The organism is Bizionia paragorgiae, assembly GCF_900107625.1.
In the GTDB taxonomy this organism is placed as follows: Bacteria; Bacteroidota; Bacteroidia; order Flavobacteriales; family Flavobacteriaceae; genus Bizionia; species Bizionia paragorgiae.
Genome location: NZ_FNQK01000007.1, coordinates 102,451 through 120,417 on the forward strand (window position 1 = coordinate 102,451; position 17,967 = coordinate 120,417).

The 17,967-nt window shown below is 35.8% G+C and carries 16 protein-coding genes; 8 read left to right on the plus strand and 8 right to left on the minus strand.

The annotated features are described in order from the left end of the window. Positions 1-12: 12 nt before the first annotated feature. Positions 13-990, plus strand: coding sequence for an alpha/beta fold hydrolase (locus BLV64_RS06620; protein ID WP_092133415.1), 978 nt, complete (start codon positions 13-15; stop codon positions 988-990). Here the strand turns inward: BLV64_RS06620 and BLV64_RS06625 are convergent. Then, the gene (locus tag BLV64_RS06625; protein ID WP_092133416.1) at positions 987-2,483 is read right to left on the minus strand and encodes an aminotransferase-like domain-containing protein; all 1,497 of its coding nucleotides are present in this window, start codon (positions 2,481-2,483) and stop codon (positions 987-989) included. The two genes, BLV64_RS06620 and BLV64_RS06625, sit on opposite strands and share 4 nt — an antisense overlap. 77 nt (positions 2,484-2,560) lie before the next feature. Here BLV64_RS06625 and BLV64_RS06630 point away from each other — a divergent pair, with 77 nt between their 5' ends. The 4 genes from BLV64_RS06630 to BLV64_RS06645 all read left to right on the plus strand — a co-directional run bounded on the left by BLV64_RS06630 (position 2,561) and on the right by BLV64_RS06645 (position 6,975). Next, complete coding sequence (locus tag BLV64_RS06630; RefSeq protein ID WP_092133477.1) at positions 2,561-4,375, plus strand: TonB-dependent receptor plug domain-containing protein; 1,815 nt, start codon at positions 2,561-2,563, stop codon at positions 4,373-4,375. A gap of 78 nt (positions 4,376-4,453) precedes the next feature. Next, positions 4,454-5,548: a biotin synthase BioB gene (gene bioB, locus BLV64_RS06635; RefSeq protein ID WP_092133417.1), complete on the plus strand. Its 1,095-nt coding sequence runs from the start codon at positions 4,454-4,456 to the stop codon at positions 5,546-5,548. A gap of 76 nt (positions 5,549-5,624) precedes the next feature. After that, on the plus strand, positions 5,625-6,476 hold the full coding sequence (locus BLV64_RS06640) for a cupin-like domain-containing protein (protein ID WP_092133418.1): 852 nt from the start codon (positions 5,625-5,627) through the stop codon (positions 6,474-6,476). Positions 6,477-6,483: 7 nt separating this feature from the next. After that, positions 6,484-6,975: a DUF6646 family protein gene (locus BLV64_RS06645; RefSeq protein ID WP_092133419.1), complete on the plus strand. Its 492-nt coding sequence runs from the start codon at positions 6,484-6,486 to the stop codon at positions 6,973-6,975. Between the two features lie 69 nt (positions 6,976-7,044). Here the strand turns inward: BLV64_RS06645 and BLV64_RS06650 are convergent, their stop codons facing one another. The 5 genes from BLV64_RS06650 to gdhA all read right to left on the minus strand — a co-directional run bounded on the left by BLV64_RS06650 (position 7,045) and on the right by gdhA (position 14,519). After that, positions 7,045-7,521: a regulatory protein RecX gene (locus BLV64_RS06650; protein WP_092133420.1), complete on the minus strand. Its 477-nt coding sequence runs from the start codon at positions 7,519-7,521 to the stop codon at positions 7,045-7,047. Between the two features lie 58 nt (positions 7,522-7,579). After that, positions 7,580-10,012: a TonB-dependent receptor gene (locus BLV64_RS06655; RefSeq protein WP_092133421.1), complete on the minus strand. Its 2,433-nt coding sequence runs from the start codon at positions 10,010-10,012 to the stop codon at positions 7,580-7,582. Next, entirely contained in the window at positions 9,996-10,715 is a 720-nt protein-coding gene (gene recO / locus BLV64_RS06660; RefSeq protein WP_092133422.1) for a DNA repair protein RecO, read from the minus strand. Before recO ends, BLV64_RS06655 begins: the two co-directional genes overlap by 17 nt. After that, a complete protein-coding gene (gene porZ / locus BLV64_RS06665) occupies positions 10,715-13,066 on the minus strand; it encodes a type IX secretion system anionic LPS delivery protein PorZ (RefSeq protein ID WP_092133478.1) in 2,352 nt (783 codons plus the stop codon). Before porZ ends, recO begins: the two co-directional genes overlap by 1 nt. A 109-nt stretch (positions 13,067-13,175) precedes the next feature. Next, positions 13,176-14,519: an NADP-specific glutamate dehydrogenase gene (gdhA, locus tag BLV64_RS06670; RefSeq protein WP_092133423.1), complete on the minus strand. Its 1,344-nt coding sequence runs from the start codon at positions 14,517-14,519 to the stop codon at positions 13,176-13,178. A 270-nt stretch (positions 14,520-14,789) separates the two neighbouring features. On the opposite strand from gdhA, the gene BLV64_RS14705 reads away from it, so the two are divergent. Together BLV64_RS14705 and BLV64_RS14710 are read left to right on the plus strand one after the other, a co-directional pair. After that, positions 14,790-15,194 carry a THC0290_0291 family protein gene (locus tag BLV64_RS14705; protein WP_449374823.1) on the plus strand — a complete coding sequence of 135 codons (405 nt, stop codon included), beginning with the start codon at positions 14,790-14,792 and terminating at the stop codon, positions 15,192-15,194. Between the two features lie 11 nt (positions 15,195-15,205). After that, positions 15,206-15,502 carry a hypothetical protein gene (locus tag BLV64_RS14710; RefSeq protein WP_245705877.1) on the plus strand — a complete coding sequence of 99 codons (297 nt, stop codon included), beginning with the start codon at positions 15,206-15,208 and terminating at the stop codon, positions 15,500-15,502. 4 nt (positions 15,503-15,506) lie between these two features. Here the strand turns inward: BLV64_RS14710 and BLV64_RS06680 are convergent, their stop codons facing one another. Further along, positions 15,507-16,646, minus strand: a complete 1,140-nt coding sequence (locus BLV64_RS06680; protein WP_092133424.1) for a cystathionine gamma-synthase — start codon at positions 16,644-16,646, stop codon at positions 15,507-15,509. A gap of 73 nt (positions 16,647-16,719) precedes the next feature. On the opposite strand from BLV64_RS06680, the gene BLV64_RS06685 reads away from it, so the two are divergent. After that, positions 16,720-17,463 carry a PdaC/SigV domain-containing protein gene (locus tag BLV64_RS06685; protein ID WP_092133425.1) on the plus strand — a complete coding sequence of 248 codons (744 nt, stop codon included), beginning with the start codon at positions 16,720-16,722 and terminating at the stop codon, positions 17,461-17,463. On the opposite strand, the gene BLV64_RS06690 is transcribed toward BLV64_RS06685, so the two are convergent. Beyond that, the gene (locus BLV64_RS06690) at positions 17,460-17,915 is read right to left on the minus strand and encodes a DinB family protein (protein ID WP_092133426.1); all 456 of its coding nucleotides are present in this window, start codon (positions 17,913-17,915) and stop codon (positions 17,460-17,462) included. The two genes, BLV64_RS06685 and BLV64_RS06690, sit on opposite strands and share 4 nt — an antisense overlap. Positions 17,916-17,967: the final 52 nt, after the last annotated feature.

Consider the following 17,967-nt stretch of genomic DNA (forward strand, 5'->3'; position numbering starts at 1 on the left):
AATTTATTTTATATGCAGTCCTTATTTAACACTTTCCTCGCAGTACTTTTACTTAGTAGTATTTCTACTATAGCGCAACAAGATCCTACTATTTTTGAAAAATTTGACTCTAAATATTACACCATAGATGGTTATAAAATTAATGTAGAATTAAAGGGCAGCGGTGATCCTATTTTCTTCTTACCTGGAGGTCCCGGGAATTCTCACGACTATATGCAAGGTAATTTTGGTCACTATTACAACACCAACACTGTCGTGTTTTTTGATTGGTTGGGCAGAGGGTTAAGTGATGATGCCAAAGAGCGTTCAGAATACACCGTAGAAAACGACGTTTTACTAATTGAAAAACTTAGAAAACTATTAAACTTTGATAAAATATCTTTAGTCGGACATTCTTATGGCACTGTTCCGGCACAAGCCTATTCACTACAATACCCTAATAATGTAGACAAAATGGTATTGATAAATGGCTTTCATTCCGGCGCGATGTGGCAAGCCAATTGTGATAGTTACAACCATTATGCAAAAACCCATTTTCCAGAAAAATGGAAAAAAGTAGACTCATTACGCGCTTTAGGTTATGTATCTAGCGAAGAGCCTTTAAAAACAGTTTACGGGAATTTCCCTACCAAATATATCTATTATCACAACACCCAATTAAAGCAAAATACACCTAAAAAAAGATTTAGAGGTTGGGCTAATGATGTGTATACTACAATTATTGGATTAGATGGCGACTTTCATGTGGCAGGGAGCATGATAAACCAAGATTACAGACGTCAATTAAAAGATATAAAAGCAAAAACGTTAATCATTGCTGGGCGATATGATGGTGTATCGACTCCTGAGTTTGCCGTACAATACAAAACCTTTATGCCACAAGCACAATTTGAAATGTTTGAAAAAAGTGGTCACAATCCCTATTTAGAAGAACCTGAAAAATTTTACTCGATATTTAATGTGTTTATGGGCATTAAATCGTTCAATTAGACTAGCAATTCATTATAGGCCATTTTTAAAATCTCAACAACAGTTTCTATTTCCTCTTCGTTTAAATGACCAAATCCCAAGCGAATGGCACAGATGCTCTTATTTTGATACAGTATAGTTTTAGGTAAGAACAAGTTTTTTTGTTTCGCGATTTCAGCTAGTTTTATCAGTGATATGGTAGGATAAAAATGCAACCAAATAGCTAAGCCTCCCGAAGGAACCTGCCAAGATGCACACCCTTTAAAACACCTTGTTAAACTCGCACACAAAACGTCTCGTCGTTGCTTGTAGACGGTGGTGTTTTTTTTAATTAATCGATGTATTTCGCCCTCTGTGATTAACTCTTGCAGGATTTGTTTCTGAATTAAATCTCCTTGTTTATCTAAGATTTGCAAGTAGTTTTTGGCTTCCTTAATTATATTCTCGGGGGCAACCACAAAACCTATTTGAAAGCTTGGAAAAAACGACTGTCCCAAACGGCCTAAGTAAATAACAACACCCTCACCATCGGCACTTGCCATAGGTAACATGGCAGAACTATCGAACTGGAAATCGTAATCAAAGTCGTCTTCTATTATAGCAAATCCATAAGCCTTTGCTAGTTTTAATAGCTTTAATCGGCGTTCGGCAGAAAGCGTAACCGTTGTAGGATATTGCCTATGTGCGCAAACATACACACAGCGAATACTATGTCGCGTAAAATTCTGCTCGATAAAATCGACATCAATACCCTGCTCATCAACAGGAATAGTAATAATGTTAGCCCCTGCCTGTTGGAAAATCATATTCGATTTATAATGACTTAAGCGCCCCACCAAAACAACATCATTTTTTTTCACCAAAAGCTGAGATACTATATATAAGCTCATTTCTGTACTTCGCGTACTTACACTATTTTGTGGTTTGATATGAAAACCACGGGTTGCATTTAAATAGTTACATAAAGCCGCACTAAATGAAGAGTAGGAGTGCTCTTGGGGTTGATTCCATTTAGAAATTAATGACGCGCGTTTCATAGATGCACTATACCAACGCGAAAACTGATGCGTAGGATGTAATCTCAAATCTGGCTGACCGTCATTAAGTACATACTTACAAGTAGACTCTTCTTCGGTAGACGCTAAATTAAAAGACGGTTGAAACGGAAATCCAGCCGTACTAGGATAAGCGTTTAATAATTCTAAACCTTGGGTACTTCCTTTTATAGCCGCCGTTTTCTTCTCAGGCTTTAAAATATAAGTCCCTTTATTTGCTACAATTTCAACCCAACCTTGCGAAGCCAACTCATCATAAACCGCAACAGCCGTATTTCTATTAATAGAAAATAGAGTACTAAACGTTCTAGTTCCAGGTAAAGCCGTACCTTCAGGGAGGTAACCTCGTTGAATAGCATTAATGATCTGTTGTGCTATTTGAATATAAATTGCCGTATTTGGCGACTTTTCAAAGTGTACAAGTGATTTCAGCATGGCATTAACCGGACTATCTATCATTTTAAAACTGGACTATTTTAATGATCCGGAAAGTTAGTAGTTTTGCCGCTCTTAAAAAAACAAGAATACTTAAAATTATGAAACGTCATCCCTTATTTATCTTGCTTGTACTACTTTCAATAACAACGCAAGCCCAAAAGCTAGACCAAGAACAGGTTTTAGATTCTGTAATAATCACTTCCAATAGAATTGATTTACCATTTTCTGAAAACTCAAGAACCATAACCGTTATTACCAAAGAGGATATAAAAAGAAGCGCCACTAATACTGTAGCGGACTTATTACAACAGTTTGCTGGCGTAGATGTAAGACGTAGAGGAACTGCAGGTATGCAAGCCGACTTATACATACGCGGTGGTGGATTTGATCAAACTTTATTATTAATTGATGGGATAAAAGTAGATGATGCTCAAACTGGTCACCACACCCTAAACATGGCTTTACCCATAGAGTTAATCGAACGTGTTGAGATTATTAAAGGCCCCGCAGCACGTGTATTTGGACAAAATGCATTTACAGGAGCCGTTAATATTGTAACCAAAAAGAATACTGGAGATCAAGTTTCGGTAAAGGCCCAAGCAGGTTCCTTTGGTCAACTTCACGGTTCTGTTTTAGTCTCTAACCAATTCGAAAACTCCTCACATATTGTACAGGTCTCTAGAAATACTTCGGAAGGGTACCGACATAATACAGATTATGACAACCAAAATTATTTTATAAAAAGTGCTTTCAATACGAAACACACGCCTATAAATTTAATTGCGTCATTTCAAGAAAGAAAATTCGGTGCCAATGGTTTTTATGCCAGTCCATCTGCTATAAACCAATACGAAGAAACACAAGCCAGTTTAGTTGGTGTTTCCACCGAAATTAGATCTAAGAATCTAATTTTAAGACCAAAACTTTATTGGAAAAGAAACCAAGACACCTACGTCTTTGTAAGAGAGAATCCGTCTATATACAGAAACTTACACCAAACCAATAAGGTGGGGGCAGCTGTAGATGCATCATACACTTCAAATATTGGTGTTACTGGTTTTGGTGTAGATGTTGCAAAAGTGTATTTATCTAGTAATAATCTAGGAGATAGAAACAGATTTATGACCACTCTATTTTTAGAACATCGCTTTAAAGTATTAAATAATAAATTAGATATTACGCCTGGAGTAGCTCTAAACTACTTCTCAGATTTTAAATTTCATGCGTTCCCAGGGATAGATTTAGGATATAGATTAAACGACGATTTAAAAATCTATGGAAACATAGGTTACACGTACAGAATCCCTACCTACACTGATTTATATTACAGTGATCCAACAACTATAGGAAATGAAAACTTAGACCCAGAAGAAGCAATAGCTGAAGAATTAGGAATAAAATATAACCACGGAAAATTTAATGCTTCAGTAGCCTTTTTTAACAGGGATTCTAAGAAATTAATTGACTACGTTAAGGAAAACGAAACCGATTTATGGGAAGCAACCAATACGAGAGATTTAAACACAAAAGGGGTAGAAATTAACACCTCATACGGCTTTAAACTTGGTGGCTTTAATCAACATATAAAAGCGGGATACACCTTTTTAGAAGATGATTTAAAAGCCTTTAATAATTTCTCTAAATACTCAATAAATTCATTAAAACATCATGCTACTGCCGCTTTACAAACGCAGTTTCTAAAAAACATTACTCACAATATTGTTTATAAATATGCAGAAAGAACCTCGGGAGAAAGCTACACTGTAGTAGATGCTGGCGTAAATTACACACTAGAAACACTAGAATTTTCTATACTAGCTAACAATATATTCAACACAGAATATACGGAAACCAATTTAGTTCCGATGCCAAAAGGGAATCTGCTATTTGGTTTGAAATATAATTTTAAATAAACAGCATCTTACTATTCTCTAGCCCTAAAGTTATAGTAACTCTAGGGCTTTTTACATACAACCTAGCTTTATATTCCCATGAGTAAACCAAAACACAATTGGTCCACCCAAGACATTCTAGATATTTATAATAAGCCAATGATGGAGCTACTTTACGAAGCAGCTACAATTCACCGTTTGCATCACGACCCCAATACTGTTCAAGTAAGCACCTTATTATCCATTAAAACTGGAGGGTGTTCGGAAGACTGTGGATATTGTCCGCAAGCAGCACGTTACCACACGAATGTAGAGGGAAACAACCTCATGACTGTACAACAAGTTAAAGCACAAGCCTTACGTGCAAAATCTGGAGGAAGTTCTCGCGTTTGTATGGGTGCCGCTTGGAGAAATGTAAAAGATGGTGAGGAATTTGATCAGGTATTAGAGATGGTGAGAACCATTAATAAACTGGATATGGAAGTTTGCTGCACCTTAGGAATGATTACAGAAAACCAAGCCAAAAGGTTAGCTGAAGCTGGTTTGTATGCTTACAATCATAATTTAGATTCCTCGGAAGACTACTATAAAGAAGTTATTTCTACCCGTGGCTTCGAAGACCGCTTACAAACCATAGATAACGTTAGAAAAACAAATGTAACCGTTTGTTCGGGCGGTATTATTGGAATGGGCGAAAAAATTGAAGACCGCGCCGGTATGCTAGTCGCACTTTCCACTTTAAATCCTCAACCCGAATCGACACCTATTAATGCCTTAGTGGCGGTAGAAGGGACGCCATTAGAGAACCAAGAGCCTATAGCCATTTGGGATATGATTAGAATGGTGGCTACCACTAGAATTGTTTTACCAGAAACCCAAGTTAGATTGAGCGCTGGTAGAACACAAATGACAAAAGAAGGACAGGCTTTATGCTTTTTTGCTGGAGCGAACTCCATATTTGCGGGAGACAAGCTACTAACAACTCCTAACCCAGACGTCGATGAGGATATGGAATTATTTAGAGCTTTAGGATTAACACCACAAAAGCCATTCACAAAAAAAACACAACCACAAACGGTAGAAGCTTCAGATTCTGAATACGAATCATTAGGCGAAAAACCGAAATGGACACGACCAAATCATAAAATAGAACGTAACGAGTTAGCAAAACATAAACATAAGACCCTAAAATAGTTAAAGTATTATTATAAGACTTTTGGTTTAATAACGTTTTCATAACTTTGTAGGCTAAACTTATAACACTTTAAATTTGAACCTTAAAAATATACCACGTGTAGAGACTATTTCGAAAGATGACTTTATACGTCATTATTTTAAGCCTCAAAAACCGGTAATTATAGAGCGTTTCATAGAAGATTGGCCAGCTTATTCCAAATGGAATTTAGACTATATGAAACAGGTTGCGGGAGAGAAAACTGTTCCGCTATACGACGATAGACCGGTAGATTACAAAGACGGGTTTAACGAACCTCACGCCACTATGAAAATGAGTGAGTATATAGATTTACTAAAAAGTAAACCTACGAAATACCGTATTTTTTTATGGAATATTTTAAAAGAAGTCCCCGAGCTGCAAAAGGATTTTAACTTCCCCGATTTTGGCCTAAAGCTAATGAAAGGCTTACCCATGTTGTTCTTTGGAGGAAAAGACTCCTATACCTTTATGCATTACGATATTGATTTGGCCAATATTTTCCATTTTCATTTTGAAGGTAAAAAAGAAATTATCCTTTTTGATCAAAATCAAAACAAGTACTTATATAAAATTCCTCATTCACTAATTACCAGGGAAGATATTGATTTCTCTAATCCTGATTTTGAAAAATGGCCAGCTTTAAAACAAGCAAACGGCTGGCACGGCGAATTAAATCACGGTGAAATCTTATACATGCCGGAAGGGTATTGGCATTATATGCGTTATATAACCCCCGGATTCTCTATGAGCTTAAGAGCCATTGCAAGACGACCTAAAAATTTAGGAAAAGCCTTATATAATATAATTGTAATGCGTAATTTTGACAACTTAATGAGACGTTTAAAAGGTCAGCAATGGATTGATTGGAAAAACGAAAAAGCATTAACTAATATTAATAAATCATAATTTAAACATGAAAAAAATACTACTTATAGCCCTGTTATTTTCTGCATTTATAGCAAATAGCCAATCGTTTACCGGTAAAGGTGACCAGAAATTTTTTATTGGAGCAAACTTACAAAATAATGCCTCCGGACTTAATATTGGGTACGATTACGGACTGGGAGAAAACTTCTCGATAGGTATGAATTCTACCTACGCTTTAAACGTATACAATGGTGTTGACAAAGCTTTTATTGAACGTTTCGATTTAAAAGCAAGGTTTAATGCAAACCTAGGAAATGTTGTAAACATTAGCGAAAACCTTGATTTCTATCCAGGATTAAGCTTAAGTTTAAAGAATTTTGGTGGGCATTTTGGTATGCGTTATTTCTTTACTAGTGGTTTCGGAATTTATTCAGAATTCAACACGCCATTAGCAAAATATGACACCGACCGTTTAACACCAGCAGAAAAAATTCACAATCAATTTACAGTAAATATTGGCGCTATTTTTAATCTTTAAGAAAGCCCCACTATAAAGCATAAAAAAAGTCTTTCAAGAGCATCTTGAAAGACTTTTTTTTTATATCCTTTACTTAATGAGCTCATTCACCTTATCAAATACCAAATGAGACTCCCAACCACGGTATAACAAATAATCAATTAGCTTTTTCTTTTTCTTATACACATCCTTTTCTTCTATCAAAAGTGCTTTTTTTTCGGCGAGTTCATTAAAGACTTTATAGTATTCGTCTTCATCGATTTCTTTCATTGCCTGTGTTACATTGTACTTAGAAATATCTTTCTTCTTAAGCTCTCTTGTTAGCCGATGTTTGCCCCATTTTTTTATATTAAACTTTCCGCGGACAAAGGTTTTAGCAAAGCGCTCTTCGTTAAGAAAATTGTGCTCCAATAAATGAACGATAATAAGATCGACCGCTTCTGGTATCATATTCATACCGTATAACTTTTGCTGTACCTCCTGGTGACAGCGCTCTTGATAGGCACAGTAATGCTCTAGCTTTCTTTTAGCCTCCTCTATGGTATAGGTCTTAGGGTTATGAAACATAGGGTAAAAATAAACTATTAGAACAAAACAACACGAAGTAGTAAGCCTGCTCTTCTTTTTACAGTGTGTATTTTAAGGATAAAATAAGATTTCTACCTGGAGCAGCAATTCCTGACGAATACGTTTTGTAACGCTCATCGGTTATATTCTCTAAACTAGAGGTTAACATAATAGCCTCGTTAACTTGGTACTGCAATCTAAAATTAAGTGTATACCACGATGGCGAATAGGGCTGACCATTAGCATCTAAGGCATAGATATAGTCTTTATTTATTTCTGAAGGTGCTAACTTGTAAAACGACAGTTCGCTATTGTATTTTAAATAGGCATCGGTAGTCAATTTATTATTTTGCCATATAAAGTGTGTATTTCCAAAATTGGGAGCAACGTGTCTTACAGGTACCTCAACAGTATTTGTAGTTTCAGAACCACTTACGACTGAGTACTGAGAGGTTATTTTAAAAGCTTCTGAAATATTAATTTTTGTCCCCAGTTCGAATCCGTAAATACGGGCCTCAGAAGCATTTTGAAGGGATTGTACTGTACTTAACTCGCCATTATACATAATCTCTGTCTCTCCGTTTAAATCACCATCTTTACGCACTAAAGCATCATCTAAATAGGTATAATACGTAGCGGCATCAAGTACCACCTTATCACTAAAGTTTAAAGTTAACCCCAACTCCCCACCATAGGCATACTCCGATTTCAAATTAGCATTTGGCACAACAACAGCACCAGGCTCAGAATCGAATACCTTACCTATATCATCAATATTCGGTGCTCTAAAAGCAGTCGATAAATTAAAGCGCCATTGCAGCGTTTCATTAGGCAACCAACTAACCCCTGCCGACCCTGTTAAGGCATCTGCCGTATTTTTAGACTCTGAAAAGGGTAAATTTAAATAAGCGTTATTGGCTTTAAAATCGGCAAAAGAAGTGATGTAATTATACCTCAAGCCCGTTTGAAAAACAAAGTTAGTATTGGGTTTGTATTTTAAACTCGAATAAATTGCTGCCGATTGCCATCGTGCACCATTAGGATATCTAGATACCGTGTGTGCCGTTTCGCCTGTTAGTATATTCTCCTTTTTAGCACTAGACCCCACGTGGTTATAAATATATTCTGCACCGTAATGAAATACGGTCTTATCGCTTAATCTTTTCTCTAAATCTAAATTAAAAGACAAGGCATTGACAGCTTCCTCTTTAATGGATCGTGAAATCGAATTAAAATTTCTATCTACCCTACTTTCTTGAAAATTTTGGAACGCCACAGTAGCCTGAATTTTATCGTATAAATTTGAACCACTACTTAGTTTCGTCACGTTTAAATTAGTCATAAACCATCGTTGAGGCCCATAATACCACTCGGCAGATTTTAAAACATCTCCCTTATAGCGAATCAAGCGATCGTATCTTGGAGTATTTGACGTTGTGGTATAAAACACTCCCAAATCAAAACTTAAATTTTCTTTGGGCTCAAAACGCACTTTTTGCATGAGATTGATTTGCTCGTAACCCGTTTGCTTTTGAAGTCTAGGGTTTGCATTTTTAATCACCACATCTTCTCCTTGTTGCGTCACAACATACTCTGGTCTTAAATAGTCCGTAGGTCCGTTTGTACCCATTCGCAAATCATCGAAATAGCTATAACTCACATGAGATAAAAACGCCCATTTTTCTTTTCCAAAATTAAAATCTACATGCGCTGTTTTTTCCTGATTTGCACTGGCATAGCGTATAACAGCTTGGGCTTTTGTGTATAGTTTATCTGAATAAGAGAGTTGCGGCTTTTGTGTATAAAAACTCATAACACCCCCGATAGCATCACTACCATAAATAATAGATCCTGCACCTAAGGTTACCTCCGTTTTTTGTATTGAAAAAGGATCGATAGCAATCACATTTTGAAGGTTGCCTCCTCTAAAGATAGCATTATTCATACGCACACCATCTACAGTAATCAAAAGTCTATTGGTCGAAAACCCTCTAATTATAGGACTACCACCACCCAACTGACTTTTCTGAATATACACTTGTCCGGTATTCTCTAAAGCATCAGCACTAGTTTGCGGATTACTTAAGGCTATAGATTTAGCATTTAAACTAATAATTTTATTGGGAATATCGCGCTTGTCCTGCTTAAATCGAGAGGCAGAAATAACTATTTCGTCTAGAGCTTCATTATTCGCTTCAAGAACGACTACTGACTTTTTAAGTGTTGATTTTTTAATTTTTTTTAGCTGATATGCTATATGCTTAAAATAAACTTTATCGTCAAAATTAAAACGTGAGAGATTAACTTCTCCCTTAAAATCACTCACCTCGCTTAATGTTTTCTCTTTATTAAAAACAGCAACTCCGGCTATAGGCTCATGGGTGTCGTGATCTACTATTTGAATCGTCTGTCCGTGTACCAAACATGAGAGTAACACTGCACATAACACACTAAAATATTTTTTATTTACACACTTAGCTAAATACTTCATTGAAGACTTGTAGAGATTTTGGTTTTTTAAATGCCCCTAAATGCAACTCAAAATACAGCAACATAACCCCTAAAAAGGCTTGCCGTTGAGACCCATTTATTTTCACTAATTCTAAAGCATCAAAATTTGTGCCCAATAGCTGTTTTAAAAGTATTAAGTTTTCTCCCGAAATGCAATACTTACTTTCTTTCAAATATTGGAACTCGCCATCATACAAATTAAAGTACGGTGCATCTATCGCTGTTTTATCGGGATAAAACCCAAGATGCTTAGATAGGTTTAATAGAAATAGCAGATGAAAATTAGCGTAAGTTTCATTAGTATCAAGCCATTGCAAGGTGGCCTCTAAAAAGTTAAAGAGCGTATCGTTTTGCTCTTCTTCTTGTAAAGAACTGGATAGCACTTCAGCTAAAAACATCACAATAGCACTTTTTAAAACATGCGTATGCAAAGTACTGTACAAGTAACTCGTTTTAACTTCTTTAATATATTGTAATCCGCGTTTCTCTTTGTGGTCGGTAACCAAATGAAGTTGTGATAACTCCTGAAAATAAGCGACTTTAGAATAGGCTTTTTTTGATTTGAAAACACCGCGTAATAAATAACTAACAATGCCCTCCTTTTGAGTATAGCATTTAACAATTAAGTCATTGTCTTTATACTTAATTTTCGATAGCACTATTGCTTTTGTGGCCGTAAACATTAGCGTACCACCATTATTTTTAGCACTTTGGTTTCAAAGCTATCTAAATCTGATAATAAAATGAGGTAAACTCCAGACGCCACGGTTTTACCGGCTAAATTTTTACCATTCCATAAGGCTGTTCCCCCATCAACTTCTAAATTATAGCCTCTAAATTTAGTATTCGTTCGCGATTCAGCTTCAGTCACTAAATTCCCTTCAATATCCGTGATTTTTATATTTACATTTTTGGTAAGACCTTTAATTTTTACTTTTTCTTGATTAATATTAAAGGTAGGACGTACTGGATTTGGATAAACAAATGCGTTTTCTAAACTTTCTTGTGCCTTGGAAGTATCACTCTTAAAGGACACAACACCTTTATCGGTAGCCATATAAACTATACCATTAACCTCATCTAAAGCAATATCTACTATGTTGTTTGATGGTAGTGGTGAGTTATCCATAGTAAAATGGTAAATGGTTTTCTGTCCATCGGCAGATAAATAGTACACCCCCGTTCCTAATGTTGAAATCCATTTATTATTAGATCCATCCACTTCGATACTCGTTATAAACTGCTGGTAAAGTAATTCGCTTGCCGTACCATTATCTAAAACAATAATTGAAGACACCTTAAAGTTAGGATTGCTAAAAAAATCTGATCCACTATAAATTACTCGCAATCCCTTTCCCGTACCTATCCAAACGGTGTTACTATTATCTACAGCAACACTATACACCTGGGCTATAGGCATGTTTAAGTCTTCTGTAGAAATATTTTTTAATAGGTTTTCACCTCCAGTATTATCGAAACCAATAATTCCTGATTTATAACCACCTATCCATTTCACTCCATTATCGTCCACATCCATATCGCCATATCCAAACTCCGAGTTTGCCGTAGGAAGTATCGCACTAAAATTATAACTCCCCCAAGCTCCAGTACTCATATTAAAGGACTTTAAAGGACTAGTCGTTTTTGCATTGGTACACCACAAAACACCGTCTTTATCGATTACCGAAGCACTATTGCGTATATCAATTACGGACGCGCTAGAGGATTGAAAACTACTATTATTCACACTGTATAATACTTCTGGAATGTCATTATTAACTTCCAACAAGCCATGTACAAAAGAGTTGATAAAAACCTGATTATAATTTAAAGGGTTTACATTAATCTTATTTAAATTCACTGCTCCTAACACACTATCGAACGGGATATTAACCCATTCGTCTTGTTTTAAATGACTAAATCCTCGTGTTCTTAAAGGAAAAGGATTAAAAGACACGGAATAATCACCATACGTTATCCATAGATTTTTATCTGCAGCAGCTATAGCAAAAGCATTATTTGAAATTGGGCTATCAGGATGAACTTCTTTATACTCTAAAGGCGCATTAAATGAAGCTTTTAAAACACCAAATCCAATACGTCCAGTATCAAAATCACCTTTTGTTCCAATATATGCATAGTCTCCGATACTAATTCCTGAAGTAAACTCTGTATTAAAGTCACTCACCACATCAGACTGCGATAGAAGGCTTAAATTTTCATCATAAACATAAAAGGATTTTAAGGTTGTAATTTGTAATCTATTTTCTTCAGATTGTATTTGAACAGACGTTGTATTATACGACACACGCTCAACGAATGTAGTATTTACCAATTCATATAATTTATTCACATTTCGCAATGCATAGAGTTTATTATTTAAAGACTCCACACCAACCCAATTAAAAGCATTAATTAACTGCCACTCTTGAAAATTAACCAAGTTAGGACTGGATACATCTGCTCTTCGCATTCCGGAAGTTGTAGCGGCATAAATAAAACCATCATTTATTGCCGTTTGATTCACCTTTAATTGCGCTCCGCCATTTCCAATAAAATAAGTGTCTCCAAACTCTAAATTTTGAATGTCGTATAAGGAAATTCCATAATCTGTAGAAATATAGGCAAAACCATTATACACTCTAAAATGGTTTATTTTTTTATCTATGGGAGGAATCGACGGTTTATTTAAAATATCGACAACCGTAGTAAATTTATTTGTAGACTCGCTATAGACTTGCACTAAACCATTATCAAAACCAATTAATAAAACACCTTGATTCTCGGCATATTTAATTGCAGAAATAGGCTCTCCAGACAACCCATTAATGGTAGAAAGCTTATCCATTTCATTGGTTTGAGTATTGTAAATAAAAATAGCATTATCTGCTGCACCAAACACCAGATTAGCGCTTTGAGAAATATCCTTAATATCTAAATAACTGAAATACCCTTGCCAATCTCTAGTAAAATCTTGAGCATAGTTTAATGCAGGAATTAAAAATAAAAGTATAAGTAAGGTTTTAATTTTCATGCGTTCAATATTCGATATATCTAGTATAACGTTAATTACTACAAAAATATATACAAAAAACAATAAAGCCCCTTAGAAGGAGCTTTTTATTACAGTTTAAACATGATCCCTATACCACGCCTTGTGCGATGATCGCATCGGCAACTTTTACAAACCCTGCAATATTAGCTCCTTTAACATAGTCTACACCTCCTATATCATTAACCCCATAAGTTTCACAAGAAGAGTGGATGTGCTTCATTATATCTTTTAGCTTGTTATCGACCTCCTCTTTAGTCCAACTTAACCGTATAGCATTTTGGCTCATCTCCAACCCCGATGTTGCTACCCCTCCAGCATTCGCTGCTTTTCCTGGAGCGAACAATACATTAGAATTCTGAAAAACCGCAATTGCATCGGGGGTTGATGGCATATTTGCACCTTCGGCGACCACCAGCACCTTATTCTTAACCAACACCTCAGCTTCTTCCTTATTTAATTCATTTTGAGTCGCACAAGGAATAGCAATATCACATGGAACAGCCCAAGGGCGCTCGCCGCTAAAATATTTAGCCTGTTTATACGTATTAAGATAGTCTTGAATACGCCCTCTATTTTCATTTTTTATGGTCATAATGACCTTTAACTTTTCAGTGTTGATACCTTCCTTATCATAAATATATCCCGAAGAATCAGACATTGCAACAACCTTCCCTCCTAACTCTGTTACTTTTTCACAGGCATACTGAGCGACATTCCCAGAGCCAGATATGACAACCGTTTTATTTTTTATGGCGTCATTTATCCGCTGTAACATACTTTGAATAAAATACACACAACCATAACCAGTAGCCTCTGGCCGAATTAAAGACCCTCCATAAGACAAGCCCTTGCCGGTTAACACACCTGTAAATTCATTTTTTAATTTTTTATAATACCCAAATAGAAAACCTATTTCACGAGCACCTACTCCCATATCTCCTGCTGGAACATCTGTGTTTTCGCCAATATGCCTATATAATTCACTCATAAATGACTGACAAAACCGCATCACCTCATTATCACTCTTTCCCTTAGGGTTAAAATCACTCCCTCCTTTACCGCCTCCTAAAGGCAGACTGGTTAAACTATTTTTAAAAACTTGTTCGAATCCTGAAAATTTTAGAATACTTAAATTAACAGAGGGATGAAATCGTAAACCACCTTTATACGGTCCGATAGCAGAATTAAACTCAACTCTAAACCCGCGGTTGACTAGCACTTTCCCTGAATCATCCACCCAAGATACACGGAACATAATTACTCTTTCGGGCTCGACCATCCGCTCCAAAAGCATCCTATTTTGATACTTAGGTGTTTGCTCAATAAAAGGAATTACTATTTCGGCTACTTCATAAACCGCTTGCAGAAACTCATCTTCATTACGATTCTTATTCTTAACCGCATTAAAAAAGTCTTTAATTTTAGAATCCATAATTAAAAAAGTTTAAATTAATTACCAGTAACACCACTAATTTATAGACCAAAACTTAAATTTATTGTATTACATTTCACCTTACATCAATTTAAAGCTTTTATTATAATAATGTGATAAGATCAATAACTTTATGAGTTATATTATTAATAACCTTTAAGTTACCATAATTTTAAATCTTTGTACTTTAAAGTACTCTAAATTTCTCATTTTTATGTTTCGAGATTTGTTTTTTCACAAATCAGAATTACCCATGAAACAGGTGTAATTATAGGTCCGGTCGCTTTTAAATCGGATTATGGTGTGCGTACCAACTGGGATACGAATGCTGGTAACGTAGGCTTAGGAATAGGGATTGTACACTTTTTAGAGTTCGCCTATAGATCTAATCGAGGTAGGTATACTGTCGATTATTTTTATGACCATTTTAAAATTAGAACAAAGTCATCCTGTAACAAAACCAATTTAGCAGGTTTCGGAATATTTGTAGATCCCTCAAAAACGAGTGATGAAGCGCAACGCTTACGAGACCACAAAGGGGAAGCGAATAATTTTAATGTCGGGATGCAATTAGAATATTTCCCATTAAACATTAGGGATTTTCAAGCCTTTTCAAGTCGTTGGGACCCATTTATAACTGCTGGTTTCATAATGTTTCTTAAAACCCTAAAGTAAGTACTTCATATATGGGGGAAGGTAACCCGGGTAATATTAAAAATCTAAATAACTTTTATACCCCTTGGTCCGCTCCTGGATTACCAAATCCAATTAATGTAAGCTCAGCAACCACATGGTCTACTGTAACCAGTGTAGTACGCTATAAATTAAATACCATGACGGATTTAATGATAGATCTGCGCGGTCAACATTACCTTAGCGATTGGGTTGATGGTTTAAACTATGGATTAAGCTATAATAAATACAACGATTGGTTGGTTTGGTTAAATTTTGACTACATTCTTTACCTGGATGAGTACTTATAAAACACTATCCTAAAGCTTGTTTTAAATCCTTTATTAAATCTTCTATATCTTCGATTCCTACACTAAGGCGAATTAAAGAATCTACCACACCTGTTTTTTCACGATCTGCTTTTGGAATACTTGCATGTGTCATACTCGCTGGGTGTCCGGCCAAAGACTCTACACCTCCTAAGGACTCGGCAAGAGTAAACAGTTTAAATCGCTCTACGGTTTTAATAGCTTCTTTATAATTATTGCCTTTCGTTGTAAATGAAAGCATCCCACCAAAACCAGTCATTTGTTCTTTTGCAATAGGGTGATTAGGATGTGTTTCGAAACCAGGCCAATACACGCTCTCTACTTTAGGGTGGGCTGCCAGATACTCCGCTACTGCTTTACCATTTTCACAATGGCGCTGCATTCTAATATGCAAGGTTTTAATTCCTCTTAAAACAAGAAAAGCATCTTGAGGTCCACAAATTGCACCACAAGCATTTTGAATAAAATATAACTGCTTCGCCAAGGCCTGATCTTTAACTACCAAAGCACCCATAACAACATCACTGTGCCCACCGAGATATTTAGTCGCAGAGTGCATCACAATATCGGCACCTAACTCCAAAGGTTGTTGCAAATAAGGCGTGGCAAATGTATTATCGACAGCCAATAACACCTTGTGTTTTTTAGCTATGGCCACAGCGGCCTTAACATCAATAATATTCAGCATCGGATTTGTAGGCGTTTCTACCCAAATTAGTTTTGTTTTCGCGTTTATATACTGCTCGATAGTAGATGGCTCTCCCATATTCACGAAATGAAACTTAATACCAAAACCTTCAAAAATAGAGGTAAACAAACGGTAAGACCCACCGTATAAATCGCTAGTTGAAATCACTTCATCTCCTGGTTTTAATAGTTTCATAACCGCATCTATCGCGGCTAAGCCAGAACCAAAAGCCAATCCGAACTCCCCATTTTCTATACTTGCTAAAGCATTTTCTAAAGCCTGACGTGTAGGGTTGCTACTTCTAGAATACTCAAAACCTTTGTGTCCACCAGGAGTAGATTGGGCATAGGTCGTAGTTTGATATATGGGTGGCATCACTGCTCCGTAAGCTGGATCTGGAGATTGTTTGCCATGAATTGTTTTTGTATTAAATTTCATCCTAATATTTTTTGATTACAACTAAATTAACGCTTAATTCGTTCTATTCAAATTCCATTAACATCTTTAAACTATGTTTAACAGTTTCGCATTAAAGCCATTTCAATACCTTTTAATCCTAATGCTTTCAATTAGCTTGTTGAGTTGTGAAAAAGATAACACACTCGTATTTATAACAACTGAAATCATTTCAGAAAACGAAACGATTGTGGAGATTAACATCCCCAAAGCTGAAGGGAATACGGAAGCTGCTAAAGCAATAAACAACGCACTAGCAAGCTACACCAATACTGCATTAACAGTCGACTCCGCAAATACCGCTCACCCAACAATAGAGGAAAACATTTCTGCATTTAACAAGTCTTATACTGCCTTTAAAACTGAAATCGGAAAAACACTTTTAACCGAACTTCCCTCTTGGGAAGCCTTAATCGATGGTGAAATAATATATCAAAACGAAGCATTAATTTGCATCGTAATGAACTCGAGTATTAATACCGGTGGGGCGCAAGGTGTTTTTAATATGAAATTCTTTAATTTTGATACAGAAACCGGTAAAGAATTGGAAACTACCGATTTAATAACCGACATTAACGCTTTTAAAACCCTGGTTAAAAAGTATTATGATAAAGAGTTAGAAACAGGGTATAAAGAAAGTAATTTAGAGCTTAACGACGATCCGTTTTCTCTTCCTGACCATTTAGGGTTTAGCGAAGAAGGCATAATTATTTTCTACGATCGCTTAAGTAGCCCTGCAAATGACCCTTTAGAATTTACAATTCCTTATACTGTTGCCAATTCATATTTAAAATTCTAAAGTGACTTTTTAAGCGCTAAAATATAGCCTAAGTGAATGCCCTCATGGAAGTTATTAAACGCTATTGCATCTTCTACATTACGAAGTGTACTATTTGTTGACACCGTATAAGCTGTATACGTTTTAAAACGTTGGTTGTTATAGTCCGTTGCCATTTGCTCTACAGTAGAAAACAACAAACTTTTAATATCGTCAACTTCTTCTTGGGAAGCCACATGCTCGGTTTTTGTTCCTTTTTTGTATTTGGCAACCATATCATCCGACACATTCATTGGTAATCCTGATAAGTTATACACCAATAACTGTTGGGTAACAACGGTATGTGCTATATTCCAAATAAGATTATTCTTAAACCCATCGGGTACTTTATTTAAATCCTCTAAGCTATAGTTTTCTAAAATACTTTTTAAAAGGGCTCTATTTTTTAAAGTAATATCGAATGCAAATGTCATAATTATAATTTTAGATAAAAGTACTCCTTTTTTGTTAAATTAAATTTATTTT

Bases quoted from the DNA above. Each gene is read 5' to 3' on its own strand.
- BLV64_RS06620 (WP_092133415.1), top strand. From the start codon at position 13: ATGCAGTCCTTATTTAACACTTTCCTCGCAGTACTTTTACTTAGTAGT.
- BLV64_RS06625 (WP_092133416.1), bottom strand. From the start codon at position 2,483: ATGATAGATAGTCCGGTTAATGCCATGCTGAAATCACTTGTACACTTT.
- BLV64_RS06630 (WP_092133477.1), top strand. From the start codon at position 2,561: ATGAAACGTCATCCCTTATTTATCTTGCTTGTACTACTTTCAATAACA.
- bioB (WP_092133417.1), top strand. From the start codon at position 4,454: ATGAGTAAACCAAAACACAATTGGTCCACCCAAGACATTCTAGATATT.
- BLV64_RS06645 (WP_092133419.1), top strand. From the start codon at position 6,484: ATGAAAAAAATACTACTTATAGCCCTGTTATTTTCTGCATTTATAGCA.
- BLV64_RS06650 (WP_092133420.1), bottom strand. From the start codon at position 7,521: ATGTTTCATAACCCTAAGACCTATACCATAGAGGAGGCTAAAAGAAAG.
- BLV64_RS06655 (WP_092133421.1), bottom strand. From the start codon at position 10,012: ATGAAGTATTTAGCTAAGTGTGTAAATAAAAAATATTTTAGTGTGTTA.
- recO (WP_092133422.1), bottom strand. From the start codon at position 10,715: ATGTTTACGGCCACAAAAGCAATAGTGCTATCGAAAATTAAGTATAAA.
- porZ (WP_092133478.1), bottom strand. From the start codon at position 13,066: ATGAAAATTAAAACCTTACTTATACTTTTATTTTTAATTCCTGCATTA.
- gdhA (WP_092133423.1), bottom strand. From the start codon at position 14,519: ATGGATTCTAAAATTAAAGACTTTTTTAATGCGGTTAAGAATAAGAAT.
- BLV64_RS14710 (WP_245705877.1), top strand. From the start codon at position 15,206: ATGGGGGAAGGTAACCCGGGTAATATTAAAAATCTAAATAACTTTTAT.
- BLV64_RS06680 (WP_092133424.1), bottom strand. From the start codon at position 16,646: ATGAAATTTAATACAAAAACAATTCATGGCAAACAATCTCCAGATCCA.
- BLV64_RS06685 (WP_092133425.1), top strand. From the start codon at position 16,720: ATGTTTAACAGTTTCGCATTAAAGCCATTTCAATACCTTTTAATCCTA.
- BLV64_RS06690 (WP_092133426.1), bottom strand. From the start codon at position 17,915: ATGACATTTGCATTCGATATTACTTTAAAAAATAGAGCCCTTTTAAAA.